The 20,530-nt window shown below is 66.5% G+C and carries 15 protein-coding genes; 5 read left to right on the top strand and 10 right to left on the bottom strand.

All coding sequences use genetic code 11. The features are described 5' to 3' along the window. Window positions 1–57 precede the first annotated feature (57 nt). The 4 genes from BQ2383_RS06350 to BQ2383_RS06335 form a co-directional block, all read right to left on the bottom strand. Window positions 58–4,197 (bottom strand): metallophosphoesterase, encoded by a 4,140-nt coding sequence (locus tag BQ2383_RS06350; protein ID WP_140403309.1) that lies wholly within the window; start codon window positions 4,195–4,197, stop codon window positions 58–60. 38 nt (window positions 4,198–4,235) lie between these two features. Continuing rightward, the gene (locus BQ2383_RS06345) at window positions 4,236–6,110 is read right to left on the bottom strand and encodes a purple acid phosphatase family protein (protein WP_167381550.1); all 1,875 of its coding nucleotides are present in this window, start codon (window positions 6,108–6,110) and stop codon (window positions 4,236–4,238) included. Window positions 6,111–6,353: 243 nt separating this feature from the next. After that, window positions 6,354–7,274: a sugar kinase gene (locus tag BQ2383_RS06340; protein ID WP_091031238.1), complete on the bottom strand. Its 921-nt coding sequence runs from the start codon at window positions 7,272–7,274 to the stop codon at window positions 6,354–6,356. Further along, the gene (locus BQ2383_RS06335) at window positions 7,271–8,479 is read right to left on the bottom strand and encodes an MFS transporter (RefSeq protein WP_208617629.1); all 1,209 of its coding nucleotides are present in this window, start codon (window positions 8,477–8,479) and stop codon (window positions 7,271–7,273) included. The genes BQ2383_RS06340 and BQ2383_RS06335 overlap by 4 nt, the downstream gene beginning before the upstream one ends. Before the next feature lie 390 nt (window positions 8,480–8,869). Here BQ2383_RS06335 and nrdH point away from each other — a divergent pair, with 390 nt between their 5' ends. The 4 genes from nrdH to nrdF are packed head-to-tail and all read left to right on the top strand — an operon-like array spanning window position 8,870 to window position 12,710. Continuing rightward, window positions 8,870–9,103 (top strand): glutaredoxin-like protein NrdH, encoded by a 234-nt coding sequence (nrdH, locus tag BQ2383_RS06330; RefSeq protein WP_028503264.1) that lies wholly within the window; start codon window positions 8,870–8,872, stop codon window positions 9,101–9,103. Between the two features lie 6 nt (window positions 9,104–9,109). Continuing rightward, on the top strand, window positions 9,110–9,544 hold the full coding sequence (gene nrdI / locus BQ2383_RS06325; RefSeq protein ID WP_029262703.1) for a class Ib ribonucleoside-diphosphate reductase assembly flavoprotein NrdI: 435 nt from the start codon (window positions 9,110–9,112) through the stop codon (window positions 9,542–9,544). Further along, on the top strand, window positions 9,541–11,685 hold the full coding sequence (gene nrdE, locus BQ2383_RS06320) for a class 1b ribonucleoside-diphosphate reductase subunit alpha (protein ID WP_091031232.1): 2,145 nt from the start codon (window positions 9,541–9,543) through the stop codon (window positions 11,683–11,685). The genes nrdI and nrdE overlap by 4 nt, the downstream gene beginning before the upstream one ends. A gap of 47 nt (window positions 11,686–11,732) precedes the next feature. Next, window positions 11,733–12,710 (top strand): class 1b ribonucleoside-diphosphate reductase subunit beta, encoded by a 978-nt coding sequence (gene nrdF / locus BQ2383_RS06315; protein ID WP_017828866.1) that lies wholly within the window; start codon window positions 11,733–11,735, stop codon window positions 12,708–12,710. Between the two features lie 16 nt (window positions 12,711–12,726). On the opposite strand, the gene BQ2383_RS06310 is transcribed toward nrdF, so the two are convergent. Further along, window positions 12,727–13,725: a hypothetical protein gene (locus BQ2383_RS06310; protein WP_167381549.1), complete on the bottom strand. Its 999-nt coding sequence runs from the start codon at window positions 13,723–13,725 to the stop codon at window positions 12,727–12,729. Window positions 13,726–14,103: 378 nt separating this feature from the next. Between BQ2383_RS06310 and BQ2383_RS06305 the strand changes: the two genes are divergently transcribed. Beyond that, on the top strand, window positions 14,104–14,424 hold the full coding sequence (locus BQ2383_RS06305) for a hypothetical protein (RefSeq protein WP_091031228.1): 321 nt from the start codon (window positions 14,104–14,106) through the stop codon (window positions 14,422–14,424). Window positions 14,425–15,031: 607 nt separating this feature from the next. Here BQ2383_RS06305 and BQ2383_RS06300 read toward each other — a convergent pair. From BQ2383_RS06300 to BQ2383_RS06280, 5 genes are all read right to left on the bottom strand, one after another. Then, entirely contained in the window at window positions 15,032–16,138 is a 1,107-nt protein-coding gene (locus tag BQ2383_RS06300; RefSeq protein WP_091031227.1) for an AI-2E family transporter, read from the bottom strand. Beyond that, window positions 16,131–17,522: a threonine/serine ThrE exporter family protein gene (locus BQ2383_RS06295; protein WP_091031224.1), complete on the bottom strand. Its 1,392-nt coding sequence runs from the start codon at window positions 17,520–17,522 to the stop codon at window positions 16,131–16,133. The genes BQ2383_RS06300 and BQ2383_RS06295 overlap by 8 nt, the downstream gene beginning before the upstream one ends. Further along, complete coding sequence (locus tag BQ2383_RS06290) at window positions 17,519–19,114, bottom strand: helix-turn-helix transcriptional regulator (protein ID WP_091031222.1); 1,596 nt, start codon at window positions 19,112–19,114, stop codon at window positions 17,519–17,521. Before BQ2383_RS06290 ends, BQ2383_RS06295 begins: the two co-directional genes overlap by 4 nt. 7 nt (window positions 19,115–19,121) lie before the next feature. Continuing rightward, window positions 19,122–20,162 carry a linear amide C-N hydrolase gene (locus BQ2383_RS06285; protein ID WP_091031220.1) on the bottom strand — a complete coding sequence of 347 codons (1,041 nt, stop codon included), beginning with the start codon at window positions 20,160–20,162 and terminating at the stop codon, window positions 19,122–19,124. A gap of 70 nt (window positions 20,163–20,232) precedes the next feature. Then, window positions 20,233–20,487, bottom strand: coding sequence for a LapA family protein (locus tag BQ2383_RS06280; RefSeq protein ID WP_029262697.1), 255 nt, complete (start codon window positions 20,485–20,487; stop codon window positions 20,233–20,235). Between the last annotated feature and the right edge of the window lie 43 nt (window positions 20,488–20,530).

Raw genomic sequence — 20,530 nt, 5'->3', positions numbered from 1 at the left:
GAGCAGCACAGAGGGGATGCACCCGAGCGGATGCATCCCCTCTGCCGGTCGGTCCGCTCAGTCGGTGCTGATCGCGATCAGCCCCGAGGGGAACCGGTCACGCGCCGACACGTAGATCTCGCCGTCGGTGGGGTTCACCGAGACGCCGTAGACCTTGTTGCCGTAGGCATGAGCGCTCAGACGGGCGACCAGCGAGAGGTCGTCGGTAGAGTAGACCGACACCCCGCTCGCATCGAAGGTCGCCGACTGGTGTCCGGCGATGAGCCGTCCGCTCGCGGTGTCAACAGCCAGCGAGCGCAGGTCGGCGTTCGCCATCGGGATGGTCCCGACGAGCTCCCACGTTCCGCCGGCGAACACCCGCACACCGTCGGTCGAGCCCTCGGCGTCCGCCGTGCCGACGTAGAGGCGGTCGTTCACCCCGTCCCAGGCGACGCCATGCGAACGCCAGGGCGACGCGCCCGCCGGTGTGACGGTGATCGGCGCGCCCGTCGCGGCATCCATGATCTCGACACCCGACCCGCGCGTGGCTCCGAACACCAGGCCCGCCTCGGGGTCGACGTCGATGCCGCGCACGTTCGCCGTGAACGCGTACGGACCGCGCTTCAGGTCGCCGCTGGCAGCGTCCATCACGAGCCACTGGTTCGAGTAGGCGACGTACAGCTCACCCGTCGACTCGTCGAGCGCAACGTCTCGCACACCCTCGTCTGCCGCGGTGGGAGCAGGCACGTCGAGCGTGCGCACCAGGGCGTCCGTCTCCGGGTCGATCTCCCAGACGCGCGCCGGGCGCATCTCGTTGCCGACGAAGAGGTTCCCGGTACGACTGTCGACGGCCGACCCGACCGGTCGATCATCCGACTCGGGGACGTCGGTCGCCGAGGGGATCACGGCCAGCGAACGGGCCGTGAACTCCGGGGTCTCCGGGTCGGTCGGGTCCGTGGGGTCGGTCGGGTCCGTGGGATCCGTCGGATCGGTGGGATCGGTCGGGTCCGTGGGGTCGGTCGGGTCCGTGGGATCGGTCGGGTCCGTGGGATCGACCTTGCGGATGCTGACGGTGACGGCGGCGGAGGTGAGTTCCTCCCCTGGCGGGTTGAGGCGGAAGTCGCGGTTGGAGACGAACACGCGCTGGTGCTCCTCGTCGACTGTGATGCCGTAGCCGTCCTTGCCGTACTTCGCCCCGGCGAAGTCGCCGAGCAGTGCGCCTGTCGCCAGGTCATGCACGGAGAATCCGCCGCGGTCAGCCGTCGTGCCGGTGTAGCCGACGTAGAGCAGGCCGTTCGTGGAGTCGATGTCGACCTGACGGGGGTTGGCCCTGCTCGTGCGCTCCCACAGCTTGGCGAACCCGTTCGACGCGTCGAAGGCCTCGACGTTCACGACGTCCGTGAGGTCGTGGAACTTGGTGCTGACGACGGTGCCGGTGGTGGGGTCGGCGGCGACGTAGTAGGCGTCTGCGGTGCCGTTGATGACTCCGAGGGAGGCTCCGGTCTCGGCGTCGAGGACTTCGATGCCGCGGGAGGGGACGGCGACGTAGACGTGTCCGAGTTTCGGGTCGACGTCGATCGAGCGGTTGGACTCGATGGTGGGGAAGGGTCCTCGGACGACTTGTCCGAAGGTGTCGGGGGCGATGGACACGACGAGCCAGTTGCGGTTCTGTTGTCCGACGTAGAGGAGGTTCTTCTCGTCGTCGATGCCGATGTCGCGGATGTTTTCCGGCAGTGTCATCTCGCCCAGGACCTTGTCGGTGTCGGGGTCGATCTCGAAGATCTTCCGGCTGTTCTGGTCACCCAGGTACAGCAGGTCGCGGGACTCGGAGTAGGCCATGCCCGCGGGCAGGCTCGCCTTCGAACGATCCACCGACGCCAGGTGCCCCGCCGATTCGTAGCTCAGCGTCTCCGGAAGCACCCGTTCGCTGACGGTGACGGCGGCCGAGGTGAGTTCCTCTCCCGGCGGGTTGAGGCGGAAGTCCCGGTTGGAGACGAACACGCGCTGGTGCTCTTCATCGACCGCGATGCCGTAACCGTCCTTGCCGTACTTCGGATCCGCGAAGTCGCCGAGCGCCTTCCCGGTGGTGAGATCGTGCACCGAGAATCCGCCCGCGCCCTTGCCTGTGCCGGTGTAGCCGACGTAGAGCAGACCGTTCGTGGAGTCGATGTCGAGCTGCCGCGGGTTCGCGCGAGTGGCCTTGGACCACAGCTTCTTGAAGCCGTTGTCGGCGTCGAAGGCCTCGACGTTCACGACATTCGTGAGGTCGTGGAACTTGGTGCTGACGACGGTGCCGGTGGTGGGGTCGGCGGCGACGTAGTAGGCGTCTGCGGTGCCGTTGATGACTCCGAGGGAGGCTCCGGTCTCGGCGTCGAGGACTTCGATGCCGCGGGAGGGGACGGCGACGTAGACGTGTCCGAGTTTCGGGTCGACGTCGATCGAGCGGTTGGACTCGATGGTGGGGAAGGGGCCTCGGACGACTTGTCCGAAGGTGTCGGGGGCGATGGACACGACGAGCCAGTTGCGGTTCTGTTGTCCGACGTAGAGGAGGTTCTTCTCGTCGTCGATGCCGATGTCGCGGATGTTTTCCGGCAGTGTCATCTCGCCCAGGACCTTGTCGGTGTCGGGGTCGATCTCGAAGATCTTCCGACTGTTCTGGTCACCCAGGTACAGCAGGTCGCGGGACTCGGAGTAGGCCATGCCCGCGGGCAGGCTCGCCTTCGAACGATCCACCGACGCCAGGTTCCCGGTGACCTCGTAGTCGACCTCGCCGGTCGGCACATCAGGCGTGACCTCACCGGGGTCGGGGTTGCCGCCGCAGCCGAGGCACGGTTGCACGGGTCCGGTCGGGATCTCCTGCGGGTCCACGCCGTCGGTGACGAGCTTGCCCTTCTCGTCCTTCTTGATGGTCACACCGTCGAAGAACTCGCCGTCGGCCGTGCGCGACTCGTAGCGCAGCGTACCCTCGGTGACATCGACGAGCTGATAGAACTGCTTGCCGCCGTCGAGGCGACGCAGGTGCGCACCGTTCTCCTTCCACAGGCGCGGGCCGTATTCGTACAGCTTCACGCTCGCGCTCGAGCCGACGTACACCGGTCCGGTCGCGCTCTTCTTCGGGTCGGCGCCGGCCGGAAGGTTCTCCTCCGCGGCGAGGGTGTTGCCCCGGCCGTAGGCGTGGTCGTGGCCCTGGAGCACCAGGTCGACGTTGTACTTCTCCAGGAGCGGACCCCAGACCGTGCGGATGCCCAGGTTGTTGCGGCCCTCGTCGAGGGAGTACACGGGGTGGTGGAACAGCACGACGGTCCACTCGTTCGCGTTGTCGGCGAGCACCCCTTCGAGCCACTCGGCTTGGACGCGCAGGCCCTCCTCGGACGAGATGTTGCTGTTGAGGGAGATGAAGCGCACCCCCTCACGGTCGGTGTAATACACCGTGCCGGCGAGCTCGTCGTAGATGCCGCCCTCGCCGCTCGGACCGTTGTCCGGGTAGGGGAGCTGTGCGCGCCAGGTGCGCGACAGGCCGCCGTCGTACTCGTGGTTGCCGGGCGTCGTGATGAGGTTCTGCGTGCCCAGTGAGTAGGAGAAGGCGTCGAACAGCTCACCCCACTCCTGGTCCGAGTTCGCGTCGTTCACGAGGTCGCCGATCTGCACCACCGCATCCGCGTTCGGCCGGTCGCGGAAGGCATTGCGCAGCACGCGCGAGCCGTCGCTGAGGATGCCGTTCTGGATGTCGCCGAGGAAGATGAACGAGGTCGTCTTGTCGGTCGCGCTGGCCGTGGCGAAGTCCTGCCACTCCGAGAAGTTCGTCCCGTCACCCACGCGGTACATGTACTCGACACCGGGCTGCAGGCCCGTGATGGTGGCGGTGTGCATGTTCTGGGTGTAGCCGATGTCGGTGGTGACCTCGGTGTGGGCGGCTTCCGCCTCGAGCACGCCGCCCGGGTAGGGGGCGGGCGTCATTGTGCGGTACTGCACCAGTCCGCGCTCGGTGCTCGCCGAAGTGCGCCAGGTCACACTCTGCTGCGTGGTGGCGTCGGCGGCGGGAGTGAGGACGATCCGGTCGGGGATCGCGGAAGGCTCCCAGCGGGAGGGGGTGTCCTCCGCGGCCTGCGCACTGGGCGCTGGGGCGGCCAGGACGCCGCCCGACAGGAGCACGGCTCCGGCGAGGGCGCAGGCGACGAGCCGCCACGGGGTGCGGCGCCGCGTGAAGGGGGTGGTCATCGAGATCAATGCCTTTCGGGAAGAGAGGAAGGGGCCGGTCACGCGGCGGAGCGGGAACGGGCGCGGAGGATCACGACGGCACCGGCCGCGGTGATGAGGATGCCGAACAGGGCGAGGCCGCCGCCGGCCCACCCGGTCGCGGCGAGGGAGCCGCCGCCGTCCGTGGGCTGGGTGACGATGATCGCGATGCGTCCGGTGGCGTCGGAGCCGAGACCCGTCACGACGATCTCGTGCTCGCCGGGGGCGGTGTCGGCGGGGATGCGGACGGTCGCCGCCAGTGCGCCGTTCGCGTCGCTCGAGGCGACGGACAGCTGCACGGGTGTCGAGTGCAGCTCGATCGAGGCGCGTTCGCCGGGCTCGAGGCCCTTCGCCTGCAGCTGGATCTCGTCGCCGGGAGCCACCTGCGCGGTGGAGAGGGTGATCGAGACGCCATCCGGATCCACGGGATCCACGGGGTCAACCGGGTCGACGGGATCGACCGGGTCGATGGCGCCCGGCAGGCCGTCACGCGTCGAGCCGGGGCCGGCCGCCCACGCCGTGTCGTCGCTCACGAGCTTGCTGCCGTCCTTCGCCATCTCGATCGTGAAGGAGTCGAACAGGGCGCCGTCGACGGTGCGGGCCTCGACGTGGAACTCGTCGTCGGTGACGTCGACCGTCTGGAACAGCTGCACGTCGCGTCCGACGACGCGGAGGTTCGCGTCGTTGGCGGTCCAGTTGTTGGCATCCTCCGGGTCCGGGATGTACATCTTCGGTCCGGCGACGGAGACGAGGTACACCGGTCCGGTGTGGCTCTTCGCCGGGTCGGCGCCCGCGGGCAGGTCCTTCTCATTGGCGATCAGGTTGCCGCGACCGTAGGCGTGGTCGTGGCCCTGGACGACGAGGTCGACGCCGTACTTCTCGAACATCGGCATCCACGCCTCGCGCAGCACCGCGTTGTCGCGGCCGGACGTGACCGAGAAGACCGGGTGATGGAAGGCCACGACGGTCCAGGTGTTCGGGTTCTCGGCGAGCTGGCCCTCGAGCCATTCGGTCTGCGCCGACAGGCTCGCGGGGTCGAACGCCTGGGTGCTGTTGAGCGTGATGAAGCGCACGCCCTGGTAGTCGACCGAGTAGACGGTCTCGCCCAGGTCAGCGCCCTCGGGGCCGTTGGCCGGGTACTCGAACTGCGCGTCCCAGTGCTTCGAGAGCTCCGGTCCCGGGTAGTACTCGTGGTTGCCGGTGGCGGCGATCACGTTGAGGTACTGGTTCGAGAAGGCGGCGGCCTCGTGCCACTCTCCCCATTCGGCATCCGAGGTCTCGGTGTCGATCAGGTCGCCGGCGTGCACGACCGTGCGCGCGTACGGGCGGGCCTCGAACGCGGCGCGGAGGGCGCGCGAGGTGAACGCCTTGTTGTCGTTCTGCGCGTCTCCTTGCACGAGGAAGCTGAAGTTGCCGGGCTTGTCATCCGCCGTGGTGAACTCGAGCCACTCGCTCCAGGTCGTGCCGTCGCCGACGCGGTAGAGGTACGTCGTCGCGGCCTTCAGCTGATCGACGGTGGCCGAGTGGTGGGCGATCTCGTAGCCGAAGTTCGATTCGAATCCGGTGGTGGTGGCGGTGATCGTGCGCGCTGCGGCCACGTCGACGGGCGTCGCGGTGAGAGGGGCGAGCTGCATCTGCGGCGACGTGACGTCCGAGGACGTGCGCCAGCTGACGCTCTGGCTCGTCTCGGGCGTCGCGGTCGGTGTGAGGATCACGCGATCCGGCACGGCCGACGGGACGAACACCGTCGCGGGGGCGACGGCAGGCGGGTTGAGGCCTCCCGCGGCGACGGCGACGCCGCCTCCGAGGAACGTGAGGCCGACAGCGGCGGCGAGGCCGCCCGCGGTGAAAGCGGCACTGCGCCGCAGGGTCAGGGATCGTGGCAAGCGCGCCATCGCAGGCAGCACCTTTCGTCGGGATTCGAGAGGGGTGATGGCGCGCTGCAACAGGGTGGAGGAGGCGCCATTCGCGAAGCTACTAGCGCGGGGCGCAGCGAAACGGCGGTTCCTGCCACCCGTCATCCGTCGTTCATCGAAAGGCGACGAGCGTTCATCGAGCGGTCGCTTGACGCCGCTCGGCGATCTCTGAACGAGCGTTCAGTGAAAGGGGAGAGTCTTCCCCAGAAGCGATCCCGAGTGTCAGTCGAGCGGCGGCAGGGCCGGCAGGTCCGCCGCGATCAGCAGCACTCTTTCGGCGGCGGCGTGGCCCGCGGAGAGGCGCGCGGCGAGGTCGGCGCCGTCGAGGGTCGCCGCCAGGAAGCCGGAGGCGAAAGCATCGCCCGCGCCGACCGGCTCGACCACGTCGACCACCGGAGCGGGGACGAACACCGGCTCGGCGTCGCCGTCGTATGCGGTCGCGCCGATGTCGCCGTCCTTGACGACGAGCAGTGCGCAGTTCGGCAGGAAGGCCCTGATCTCCGCCGCCGTCGCGGTGCCCCAGATGCGTTCGGCCTCGTCGCGTCCGACGAAGGTGATGTCGGCGGCGTCCGCCAGGCGGGCGAGGGTCTCGGCCGCGTCCTCCCGGCTCCACAGCGGGCGGCGGTCGTTCACGTCGAAGGAGACCAGCGCGCCGGCCGTGCGCGCGTCGGCGACGAGCCGGTCCACCATCTCGCGGCAGGATGCGGAGAGCGCGGGCGTGATCCCGGTGGTGTGCACGATGCGTACGCCATCGAGCCGCTCCGACGTCAGGAACCCCGCCTGCATGTGAGAGGCCGCGGAGCCCCGGCGGTAGTAGTAGACGGAGGAGGACTCGACGCCCGGATCCTTGAACATCACGCCGGTCGGGGTGGTGTCGTCGCGCTCGACCCACAGTTCCACGCCGCGGCGCTCGAGTTCCGACGCGATGCGGTCGCCGAGCGGATCGGCGCCGAGGCGGGATGCCCAGGCCACGCGGTGCCCGGTCGCGGCGACCCCGGCCGAGACGTTCGACTCCGCCCCGGCGATGCCGATCGTCGCGTGACCGGCGGTCGCGAGTTCGGCGTCGCTCGGTGTGATCAGGGCCATGGTCTCGCCGACGCAGACGATCTCGGGTGCAGAGACGGGGGAGGAGGTGGAGCTCATGAGGGGGTGACCGCCAGGGGTTCGGTGTCGGGATACGGGCGCGCGTCGCGATGACGCAGGTCGGGGAAGGAACGGACGAAGACGATGGAGACGAGCAGGCCGACCGCGGCGAAGATCGTGGCGGCCAGGTAGGCGCCACGCCAGTCGCTGGCGTCGACGAGGAAGCCGGCGACGGCGGATCCGGCCGCCGCGCCGATCAGCTGCCCGGTGCCCGCCCAGCCGAAGGCTTCTGCGGTCTCGCTGAACTTCACGCTGGCCGAGGTGATGGCGAAGAGCACGGCGAGGGCGGGGGCGATGCCGATGCCGGCGAGGATCAGGGTGCCGCCCAGCCAGAACACGTTGAGCATGACCATCGTCAGGCCGAGGCCGATCGTCACGATCAGCAGGCGGCGGGCCATAGCCCACGGCCCGATCGGGATGTGGCCGAACGCCAGGCCGCCCGCCAGGCTCCCCGCCGAGAACACGGCGAGCACGAGTCCGGCGGCGAGGCTGCCGTGCTCGAAGGTCGCGACGACGCCCACCTCCACCGCGGAGCAGGCGCCGATCAGCAGGAAGCCGATCACCGTCGCCAGCAGCACGGGAGGTTTGAGGACGACCTTGCCCAGCGCATTGCGGCTGCGCGGGATGCGCACCCGGCCGACCTCGGGGGAGAGGATGAACCAGGCGCCGCCGCCGACGAGGATGATCGCCACCAGCAGCAGGCCCTCCGCCGTGCCGATCTGGGTGGAGACCAGGGTGATGACGACCGGCGCCAGCACCCAGATGATCTCCTGCAGCGAGGCGTCGAGGGAGAACAGCGGCGTGAGGTTCGAGGAGTTCACGAGCTTCGGGTAGATCGTGCGGACGGCGGCCTGCACGGGCGGGGTCGAGAGCCCCGCGACCATCCCGAGCAGCATGTAACCAGGCACGTCGAGCGGAAGCAGGGCGAGTCCGAGGACGGTGACGACGCAGACCGAGAGGGTGAGGGTGATCACCCGGCGCATGCCCCAGACGCCCATCCACCGACTCGTGATCGGGCCGGCGACGGCCTGCCCCACGCTGGTCGCGGCGAGGACGAGGCCGGCGGATCCGTACGACCCGGTCTGCTGCTCGACGTGCAGCAGGATCGCGAGGGACATCATCCCGTTGGGGAAGCGCGCGGTCAGCTGAGCCGCGATCATGCGCGCCACTCCGGGCGTGCGAAGAAGGTCCCGATATCCCGCCACCAGACAACGGTACCGGGCCTCGAGCGCGGTCGTGGAAGAGGCCGTGCGGCGACACGCCCACGACACGCCGAAAGCCCGATTCCACAGGAAACGAAATGTCTGAGGGGCGGCGTAGCGTGCCCCCTGTGGATGGATCGTTCACAGGGGCTTCCCAGCCGCGATTTCTCGCGGTTCGTGAGCCTCGCGAAGGGGCCTCAGCCTGTGGAAGAAACGGTGGAGAACCTGTGTTGTATCTGTAGAGAACGGTGGATAACTACACGGATGTAACTACTACCCCTTGTGGTCGCCCTCAATGTCGGTCCCCATATGTAGTATTGAAGTCCCGGCAGGGGGTCTACCGGGAAACAGCCTGATGAGAAGCAGGCCAGAGATTTGAGGGGTTACGAAAAGATGTCGATCACGGTCTACACAAAGCCTTCCTGCGTTCAGTGCAACGCCACCTACCGTGCGCTCGATGCCAAGGGCATCGAGTACGAGATCCTCGACCTTTCCGAGGACCCGACGGCGCTCGAGCAGGTCAAGGCGCTGGGCTACCTGCAGGCACCCGTCGTCGTCACCGACGAGGGTCACTGGTCGGGCTTCCGTCCCGACAAGATCGACGAGCTCGCCTCCCGTCTGGCGTGACGCCCCATGAGCGCCGTCGCGACCGCTGCGCCGCTCCTGATCTACTTCTCGAGCGTCTCGGGTAACACCGCGCGGTTCATCGAGAAACTCGGGCTCCCGTCCCGACGCATCCCCCTCCACCGGCACGAAGAAGATCTCGTCATCGACGAGCCCTTCGTGCTGGTCACCCCCACCTATGGCGGGGGTGCGGGGCGCGGCGTCGAGAAGGGCGCCGTCCCCAAACAGGTGATCCGGTTTCTCAACGACGAGCGCAACCGGCGCCACATCCGCGGAGTGATCTCCGCGGGCAACACCAACTTCGGCGATGCGTTCTGCCTCGCCGGTGACATCATCAGCCGCAAGTGCCACGTGCCGCACTTGTATCGGCTCGAGATCTTCGGCACACAAGACGATGTGGATCGCGTGAGCGACGGATTGGAACGACGGTGGCAGCTTCAGTGACCGAGACAGTGGCATTCAAGGCGAACCCCTCCTACGAGGGTCTCGACTATCACGCCCTCAACGCGATGCTCAACCTGTACGACGCGAACGGGAAGATCCAGTTCGACGCCGACAAGCGCGCCGCGCGGGAGTACTTCCTGCAGCACGTGAACCAGAACACGGTGTTCTTCCACTCGCTCAAGGAGCGTCTGGACTACCTCGTGGAGAAGGAGTACTACGAGGGTGCCGTCATCGAGCAGTACTCGATGGAGTTCATCCAGAAGCTCAACGACCTCGCCTACGGCAAGAAGTTCCGCTTCGAGACGTTCCTCGGCGCGTTCAAGTACTACACGAGCTACACGCTCAAGACCTTCGACGGCAAGCGTTACCTCGAGCGCTTCGAGGACCGCGTCGTCATGTCCGCCCTCGGCCTCGCCGACGGTGACGAGAAGCTTGCCGTCGCCCTCGTCGAGGAGATCATCTCCGGTCGCTTCCAGCCGGCCACCCCGACCTTCCTCAACGCCGGCAAGGCGCAGCGTGGCGAGCTCGTCAGCTGCTTCCTGCTGCGCATCGAAGACAACATGGAGTCGATCGCCCGCGGCATCAACTCCGCACTGCAGCTCTCCAAGCGCGGCGGCGGCGTGGCACTCCTGCTCTCGAACATCCGCGAGTCGGGTGCGCCGATCAAGCAGATCGAGAACCAGTCCTCGGGCATCATCCCCGTGATGAAGCTGCTCGAAGACAGCTTCAGCTACGCCAACCAGCTCGGTGCCCGTCAGGGTGCCGGTGCGGTGTACCTCAACGCGCACCACCCCGACATCATGCGCTTCCTCGACACCAAGCGTGAGAACGCCGACGAGAAGATCCGCATCAAGACGCTGTCGCTGGGCGTCGTGGTTCCCGACATCACGTTCGAGCTCGCCAAGAACGACGAGGACATGTACCTGTTCTCGCCGTACGACGTCGAGAAGGTCTACGGTGTGCCGTTCGGCGACATCTCGGTCACCGAGAAGTACCGCGAGATGGTCGATGACCCGCGCATCAAGAAGACGAAGATCAACGCGCGTGAGTTCTTCCAGACGGTCGCCGAGATCCAGTTCGAGTCCGGCTACCCGTACGTCATGTTCGAAGACACGGTGAACAAGGCCAACCCGATCAAGGGTCGGATCAACATGTCCAACCTCTGCAGTGAGATCCTGCAGGTGAACACGCCGACGACGTACAACGACGACCTGTCGTACGACAACATCGGCAAGGACATCTCCTGCAACCTCGGTTCGATGAACATCGCGCTGTCGATGGATGCCGATGACCTCGGTCAGACGGTCGAGACCGCCATCCGCGCCCTCACCGCGGTCAGCGACCAGAGCCACATCGGCTCGGTGCGCTCGATCGAGGACGGCAACGACCGCTCGCACGCGATCGGCCTCGGCCAGATGAACCTGCACGGATACCTCGCCCGCGAGCACGTGTACTACGGCTCCGAAGAGGGCATCGACTTCACGAACATCTACTTCTACACGGTGCTGTTCCACGCGCTGCGTGCGTCGAACAACCTCGCCATCGAGCGCGGTACCACGTTCGACGGGTTCGAGGACTCGACCTACGCGTCGGGTACGTTCTTCGACAAGTACATCGAGCAGGCGTGGGTCCCCGCGACCGAGAAGGTCAAGGAGCTCTTCGCCGGCAAGCACATCCCGACGCAGGACGACTGGGCCGAGCTGAAGGCGTCGATCCAGAAGCACGGCATCTACAACCAGAACCTGCAGGCCGTCCCGCCGACCGGCTCGATCTCTTACATCAACAACTCCACGTCGTCGATCCACCCGATCGCGTCGAAGATCGAGATCCGCAAGGAAGGCAAGCTCGGTCGCGTCTACTACCCGGCGGCGTTCATGACGAACGACAACCTGGAGTACTACCAGGACGCATACGAGATCGGCTACGAGAAGGTCATCGACACGTACGCGGCTGCCACGCAGCACGTCGACCAGGGCCTGTCGCTGACGCTGTTCTTCAAGGACACCGCCACCACGCGTGACATCAACAAGGCGCAGATCTACGCATGGCGCAAAGGCATCAAGACGATCTACTACATCCGCCTGCGTCAGCTGGCGCTCGAGGGCACCGACATGGCCGAGTGCGTCTCGTGCATGCTCTGACCCGTTGACCCGCTGCTGACAGCTGAACCCGAGAAACGACGAAGAAAATGACTCCTGAAAGACTCAAGCTGGTCTCCAGCGTGCAGGCGATCAACTGGAACCGCATCCAGGACGACAAGGACCTCGAGGTCTGGAACCGTCTGGTGAACAACTTCTGGCTGCCGGAGAAGGTGCCGCTGTCGAACGACGTGCAGTCGTGGAACACGCTCACTCCCGACGAGCAGCTGCTCACCATGCGGGTGTTCACCGGTCTCACCCTGCTCGACACGATCCAGGGCACCGTGGGTGCGGTATCGCTGATCCCTGACGCGATCACGCCTCACGAAGAGGCCGTGTACACGAACATCGCGTTCATGGAGTCGGTGCACGCGAAGAGCTACTCCTCGATCTTCTCGACACTCGCGTCGACGAAGGAGATCGACGAGGCGTTCCGCTGGTCGACGGAGAATCCGAACCTTCAGAAGAAGGCTCAGATCATCATGGATTACTACCAGGGAGACGACCCGCTCAAGCGCAAGGTGGCCTCCACCCTGCTGGAGTCGTTCCTCTTCTACTCGGGGTTCTACCTGCCGATCTACTGGTCGTCGAAGGCGAAGCTGACGAACACGGCCGACCTGATCCGCCTCATCATCCGTGACGAGGCCGTGCACGGGTACTACATCGGCTACAAGTTCCAGAAGGGCCTCGAGAACGAGACCCAGGAGCGTCGCGATGAGCTCAAGGACTACACGTTCTCGCTCATGTACGAGCTCTACGACAACGAGGTGCAGTACACGCAGGACCTCTACGACGGCGTCGGTCTGACCGAAGACGTCAAGAAGTTCCTGCACTACAACGCCAACAAGGCCCTCATGAACCTGGGCTACGAGGCGATGTTCCCCTCCAGCGTCACCAACGTGAACCCGGCGATCCTGTCGGCGCTCTCGCCGAACGCCGACGAGAACCACGACTTCTTCTCGGGGTCGGGTTCGTCGTACGTCATCGGCAAGGCCGAGGCCACGGAAGACGACGACTGGGACTTCTGACCCGTCCGAGATGAGCTCAGGCGCGCCCGTCGGCCAGGCGGGCGCGCCGCTCCTCCTCGCGCTTCGAGTACGTGGCGGCGCGGATCGCATCGTCGGATTCCAGGCCTGTGCCCAAGGCCCCGCCGAGAGTCGCCGCCGATGCGACGAACCACGTGAGCACGAACAGGTCGCCGACGCCGACTGTTCGGCCGAGGGCTTCGCTCATCACCGTCGTGTCGAGCACGAACAGCGCCCAGGCCAGGTTCACGACGTACAGCGCCAGATAACAGATGATGATGCCGATGGTCAGAGTCAGCAGCGTCGAGGTGTTGTAGAGACGGGATCTCTCCCGCGCTTGAGGTGAGTCGTCGTCGGGGCGGTCCCAGAGCCTGCCGTCGATCACGATCCAGGCGATGATGATCGCGATGGAAGCCAAGGTCGCCGCCGCCAGGCGCCAGCCCGACAGTGAGATGGCGAGCGACCACACCGTCGGTTCGATCGTCGCCACCGCGCCGGTCGCCAGGGCCGCGACCAGGGCGGACTTGAGCCCGGCGGCGAGCAGCCACGGGCGGTTGGCCAGCACCATGCCCAGAAGCACGCGCCCACGGGCGCTGAGCCGGGGGAGAGGCAGACGCTTCTCCTCGGGTGAGGCGGGTTCGGCCATCCCGTTGACGAGCCCTTGCACCGCATGTCGGGCGCGGGCCTGCACCCGGAAGCCGCCCAGAGCGGGCAGCGACAGCACCGCGCACAGGCGTCGAGGATCGATCGCCGCCAGCAGATAGCGCCCGTCATCATCGCGAAGCGGAAGCTCGGTGACGCCGATGACGATATCCCACCGGTTCTGGTCGGCGTGCGCACGAAGCCGTTCCAGGGCGACGTCGACGTCTTCGGAGCCGAGGGTGAACGGCTCGCTGACGAGTTCGACGATCCAGCCGTCGGCGTCAGCCGCGAGCGGTGGCGTGAGGTCGGTCATCCGGCGCGCGACGGCGGTGGGCGAAGCCGGATCGGCCACGAGGCCCACGCGGATCGGCTCCATCTCCGCAACCTACACCTCCCACACGTCGCCCGCACTGGCATCTGCGAGTTCTGCGCTGCCTACTTCTGGTTCGCCGCGTGGTACGCGAGCAGGGCCCTGATCGAGGCGTCTGCCCAACGATGGCCGACGCATCTCCGTCGATGGCGGGAGCGATCTGCATCGCGCCGAGCTGATGCCCCAGATCGTGCCCTGGGTGACGGTGATGTGCTCGTGCAGGGCGATCAGCTGGTCGAGCACCTGCCTTTCTGGTGTAAGCGGCAGCGCCCGCTAGGATAACGGTGCGTCGCTCGCGATGGTTTGCGGAACCCGGTGCGCCAGCCGCATGAACTGCGCCGTCGCCGGGGAGATCGCTCCGTTCCGTCGCGTGATGAAGGCGTAATGCTCCACGAAATCGTGAAGCTCGGTGCCGTTTTCGTCGAGATGCACGCCGGCCTCGACGAGCAGGCCGAGAAAGGCTGCGCGTTCGAGAACCGCCTGCGCGTCGGGAAGGCGTCTGGCGACCCGTTCTCTGTGGCAAGCGGCGTCAACGCTGCGAGCGTCGGCGCGGTACGTGAGTCAGGTGTACTGATCGCTGTGGCCGGGAGTGCGATCTACAGCGCGGATGACGTTGGGGCTGCGGCTGCTCGACTGCGCGCCGGAATCGACGGCAGCTCCACGAGCGACCAGGGCGCTGAAGTGCCGGAATCCGCGAATGCTTGACGAGCGGCATCACGGGCTCGTGTCCAAGGGCTCCCGCGCAACGTTCGCGCGGGTCGAGCTTCAATAGCGAGAAGCTCTGAAAGTCTCCGTTTGCAACCCTGGGATTCCGTCGATCAAGTAGTTGAGCAACGGCCAGGCCTCGCGACGACTTTCAGTTAGACGTAGGTTCTCTGGGTGTTGCTCAGACGCCATGCTCTGTGGTGTACGAGCCGCGGGATCCTACGATGTCGCGGCTCTCCTTGTGGTTGGCCGTCGCAATGACGACGCTGGCCCGCGCCTCGCAGCGCAGCCAGACGTCGACCGGAGCAGCATCGAGCGGAGACCGAGGCGAGGAGTCGCTTCGACGCCGCCGGCGAGCGCGTCGTGACGTAGATCGGCCCGATTTATCTCGGCGCAGTTCGCAAGAATCTCGGTGTGATGTGAACCTCGCAAGAGCAGTCGTGCCATATCGATGACACTGTGCCAACAACGCTGACGATCCACAGAAACGCTGGTCAGCGTAGGATTCGCTGACACCCGCGAAGCCCCCGCCCGGCGGTCATATCGACCACCGTGCGGGGGCTTTCTCGTTCGAGGCCGCCAGCTGCGCCGTTCATCATGGGCGTGGCTACGGGGATACTGTCCTCGAATCCTGTCTCGGTATGAGGACCTGCTTCACGATGAGGAGGATCGAGGCGGTCACCGGAATCGCGATCAGAGCGCCCAGGAGTCCGAGCAGGGTGCCGCCCACGAGCGCCCCGATGACCACGAGTGCCCCGGGCACGGCGATCGCCCGATTCATCACCTTCGGCGTCAGGACGTAGGCCTCGAGCTGCATGTAGATGAGGTACGCCACGGCGAAGATCAGCGCTGGAAGCCATCCGGAGAAGAGTGCGAGCGCGGTCGCGACAGCCCAGTAGAGCACGGATCCCACCAGCGGGATGAGGGTTATGACGAATGCGACGACCGCCATCAGCAGCGCGAAGGGAAGGTTCAGGACGAGGTGCAGGACGAGCGCGACAACACTGTTGAAGAACGCCAACACGACCATTCCCATGAGGTAGCTGCCCACGGAATCCGTGATCTGACTTGTCATCGAGTCGACGCCGGACCGGCTGTATGCGGGGAAGAGACGGTTGAATCCCGCCTTGATCGCCGGCAGGGAGGCCAGAAAATACAAGCTCAGCACGAGCACGATGACCACGCCGGAGGCCGTCGAGACGATCGACACTCCGACCTGCAGCACCCCCTGGCCTATCGCCGCGATGTGGGAGGGCTGCGTGAGAAAAGCCGTGACGTCGTGCACGAGGGTGGTCGCTTCGCTCCCCAACGCATCGTGGAGCCAGCCGTAGAAGCTTGATGCTTCGAAACTCTTGATCAGCTTCGGTCCGTCGGCGATCACCTGAGCGACTTGGCGCACCGCGGTCGGCACGATCAAGAGCAGAGCGCCGACCACCGCCGCAGCGAAGACCGCATACACGATCAGGATTCCCCACGCGCGCCGTACCCCGCGGGTCTCGAGCTTGCGCACCACGGGGTCGAGTCCGAGGGCGGCGAAAAGAGCGAATGCCACGTAGATCAGCACTGTGGAGAGGTGCGTGAACGCCACACCGGTGCCGAAAGCGAGAAGTCCGCCCAACGTCAAGATGTACCCCGACGAGAAGGGACGATTGAGCGATGTCAGGGTCTCGCGAAGCCGGCGCGGATTCTCGTCGACGGCAGGATGATCAGTCATGGTGCATTCGCTCTCCGTCGCTCGGCTTCGTCGGTCGGTTTGTGCCACCCCGTCCGCGCGCTTGCCTCCACCCTCGAGACATCGCCGCGACGTCACGGCTCAGGCCTGCTCCCAGCAGCATCCCGATCGCGATGGCAGTGAGGGAGCCGAAGGTCCGCATGATGGTGTCGGTGGCGCCGGAGGCGCCCGATGCCGCCTCGCTGAGACCGATGAACCCCATCGCGCCGGGTACCAGGAGCCAGTACGCACAGGTGAGCATGACCGCGGTCGAGGGGGATGCGGAGAGGCGGCCGGCGAGCATCACGGCGGGGATGACGATCAGGGCGCCGATGAGCCCCGACAATTCGGCGCCGACCAGCCTGTCGCCCAGCAGCTGTCCCGAATAGGCCACGACGAGCGCATAGAGGATCCACACGAGTGATCGTCGCGGCGCTGCGGAGTACAGGTAGTAGCCGAGTGCGACCAGGACGATCCCCGCCCAGGGCGCCCATGCGCCGAGCTGCATCGGTGCGGTGGTGGGAGCCGGAGGCTCCCCGGCGATGGAGATACCCGCGTACACACCGAAAGTGAGAAGGCCGAGCCGGGCGATACCGGAGACCAAACGGCTCGCCCCCGCCATCATCTGCCCGGAGGTGAGCTCGACGGCGGCGATCGTGAGTGTGAGCCCGGGGAGGAACGAGACCAGCGACGGCGCCACGAGCCGGAGCACGTCGTCGTGCACGAAGGGACGAACGAGCAGCGATATGAGGAGTGTCACGGAGAAGGCGGTGAGCACCGGCAGGATGAGGGACAGCGTGGCGACGCGATTGCCGATCAGAACGATCGACCCCACGACCACCCCGAGCAGCACATAGACCGGAAGAGCGGTCACGGTGGGATTGAGCACCAGGCCGAACCCGACCGTGAGCAGGGTGTACCCGAAGACGGTGAGCACCGGTCCGAACCGTGCGGATTCCGATCGGATCTCGCCGAGTCGGGCGACGACGTCTTGCGGTGGCGTCGTACTCCTCGAGGCCTCACGCACGAGTCGCTCGACGGCGTCGACCTGGTCGAGGCGCAGCGGAGCGCTACCCACGGCGAAGAGGGAAGTGGCGGATGACGAGTTGCGCGGATCCTCGACCATCACGATCGTCGGAAGGACGAACACGCGGAGATCTGCGCGGTCGTATTGCTGCGCGAGACGGTTGAGTGTCTCCTCCACGTCATTCGTCGCCTGCGACGAAGCCAGCAGCGAGGCGCCGAGCATACCGAGCATCGCGATCACGTCGGCACCGGGCTCGGCATCATTCCCGATCACAGAACGCGGGCGCAGGGCCTGGAGAGCGCCCCGCGCCCGCCCGATGATCCCTGGACTCTGATTCGTCTCGCGGTCGAGCGGTGTCATGATCGGGTCGAGACTTCGGCGGCGAGCAGATGCAGTCGGGATGCGATGATGACGGCGTCGTCGCGCGTCGAACACCCGAGCTTGCGGTAAAGCGATCTCAACTGCGACTTGATCGTGTTCGGTGAGACGTGCAACGACGCGGCGAGGGCGGCGGTCGTGGCATGCAGCGGGAGAGCTCGGAGAACCCGGAGTTCACTCGCGGTGAGGGTGGGCGGACGTGGGCGGTCGGTGGCGGCCAGCCCCCCGGTCGCGGCTGCGAAGGAGGTTGCTTCCTCCGGGGAGAGGCGTTCCTGCACCCGGGTGATCAGCTGGAGGGGAATCTGCGAGACGAGTCGCCGCCGCCCTGGCCTCGAAGCGATTCGCGTGACCTGCGCAGCCGTCTCCGAGGCGACCGCATCGGTGAGCGCGCACTCCAACCACGCAGACAGGAGGATCGACTCTGCGCGTGCACCCGGCCCCAACGATCGGGCGGTGGACATCTGACGCAGTCCCGAAGCGGCGACATCCAGGCGCGACTCGAGAAGTGCGTGGCGGATGATCGCCATGCGCGTGAGCGGTCCCGAGCGAGCGGTCTCCTCGGCGATCCGTCTGGCCGCGGTCGTGTCTCCGGTAGACCAGAGTGCGTCGATCGACACGGAGTTGATGACGTCGGTCGCGAACGAGCCGTGCTGATCCGGATGCGCGTCGCGTGCGAGAGCAACGGCCTCGATCGCGTCGTCGGGATGCTGCAGCACGAGCAGTCGCCGTGATCGCGCGAGTAGCGCGAAGGGCCAGGTCAGCTCGATGCTGTCATAGGTCTCGAGCCGGCTGAGGAGCTCGTCCGCGTCCGGGGCCATGCTGTCGACGGCGAGGAGGGCGCGCGCGCATCGCTCCGTCATCGTCGTCGCCGTCAGATGGGCACGGGTGGGCTCAGGCAACGCGGTGAGCTCGTTCAGCGAACTCTCGGCATCGTCGAGCGATCCGCGAACGGCGTGGGTGAGTGCGGTGCGCCCGAGCGCCATCCGTTCCGCATCGGTCTGCTGCGACAATCTCCCGAGGTCCCGGGCGGTGGCGAATTCCAGCAGCGCGGCCGCGGATTCTCCGGCTGCGAGCAGGGTCGACCCGATCTGCTGGTGATAGAACCAGAGCGGTCCGTCGGGGCGCTCGCGGGATTCGACACGGACCTGCAGGATGCGGTCCTGCAGGCGGCGAGCGTAGATCATCGCGGCCGCCACGTCTCCGCTCAAGCGGAAGGCCACCATCTGCACGAGTGTGAAGATGTCGAGCTCGTCCGCGCTCATGCTCCGCGCGTCGTCCGGATAGATGAGGGGTTTGAACGGGCGGTTGGTCCGCGCCAGCACGGGCGTCATGCGGTGCACGATGCGCAGCACCGGGTACCGCTCGAGGAGAGGCGTCGGAAGCGACTCGACGGCGGACACGAGCTCATCGGCGTGCACGCTGTACAACGGCCAGATGTTCATCATGGCCGCGTGAGCCACCGCTTCGCCGCTCTTCGAGAGCACGGCGCTCCGCAGCGCCTCGATCGCCCGCGTGCTGTCCGTCAGGTTCATCGTCTCAGCGCGCGCCGAGGCGCTGCGCGCGTTCTGTGGCATCGGAGACTCAGCTCGGACGGGACGAAGCCACCGCACCGTGTCCGGCGGCGAGACGACGGAGATCGGTGAGCGACAGGAAATGCAGATCACCGCGCTCCTCGAACTTCGTCGAGACGTTGCCCGCCAGGCCTCCTTCGATCGCGAGACCGCTGCCCAGATCGAGGACCAGCGGGGGACTGCCCTCGGCGAAGTCGACATCAGCGAGGTCGACCCACACGATGTTCGGGCGCGTCGTCGATTCGAACACATAGCGGAGGCGGGTGAGATCCGCGACGACCTGCCAGATGGTCTGCGATGCATCCGGTCTGCCTTCGTCCGGCAAGCGGAAGGGCTGGGCGGCGTTGCGGATCACGCTGAACATCGACGCGATGGCCTCGAGCTGGGTCTTCGGCTGCGGCAGACGACGGACGTAGTGGGCGGCACGGGCGAAACGGTCGGGGGCGAGCGTCGTCCCAGGCAGGGGGTTCTCGCCCCCGAACCCGTCGATCTGTGAAAGCAGCGCGAGCTGCTCGTCATACTTCGGCGAGTTCGTCATCACCCGAAACTCCGCCCCGTGGTGGACCTCGACGTCGCCGTCGATGTACTCGATGATCGCGGAATCGCCGGATGCGTCGTCCAGGGCCAGATGAATCGTGGGGACCTCGCCCGTGACGGGGTCCGCGAGCTGGATCACCTGCACGCGGTTCGAGGTGATCCACCCCACGGCTTCTGCCACCGTGGCGAAATTGTCGAGGAAATACTGCAGCCAGACGGCCTGACTCAGCGCTGGTCGTGATGGATCGAGCTCCCCGTAGGAGGACTCGGCGAGCCAGAGCACGTGCCCGGCGAGCCCCGCTTCGTTCACCCCGTCGACCGTGATCATGTCGAAGGCCGTGGCGACGATGCTGCCGTACCGGGCCTGCCAGGTGAGAGCGCCGTCGACTCCGTCGTCGCGGCGCGACCCTCTCGGCAGCTTCCATAGATTGGTGCCCAGATCGCGGTGGTAGTCCATGTTTCGTCCGACGATCACCGCTCCGCCGGCGTCGGGCCAGACCACTCTTGTGCACATGTCGGTGTCTTTCTCTCGGGTTCGTCGGGATCGGCAAGATTGCGCTTCTATGCCGGAGCGGAAATGAAGGTCATCCACGCTTCCGCGGTCGGAACCAGGGGAACAGGGAACCGATGACCACGCCGGCAGCCAGAACCGCGAGAAACCAGCCCCAGGCGGGCATCGTGAACTCCAGGAACAGGAATCTCAGCGTCGCGGGGGCCACATTCGAGAACACGAAGGAGAGCGCGGCGATGGCGATGATGATGGCGATGATCGCCTTCGCGCCGTTCGCTTTCGCCTTCTGTTCCGTACCGCTGCCTGTCGTGCTTTCCTTCTCGGGCATACGTTTCCTCCTCCTGCTCCGCGCGCTCGCGGGCCGCTCCACG

The sequence above is a fragment of the Microbacterium oxydans genome (genome assembly GCF_900095745.1).
In the GTDB taxonomy this organism is placed as follows: Bacteria; Actinomycetota; Actinomycetes; order Actinomycetales; family Microbacteriaceae; genus Microbacterium; species Microbacterium oxydans_B.
Note: the sequence above shows the minus strand (reverse complement) of the source record. Positions and strands in the feature narration are given on the sequence as shown.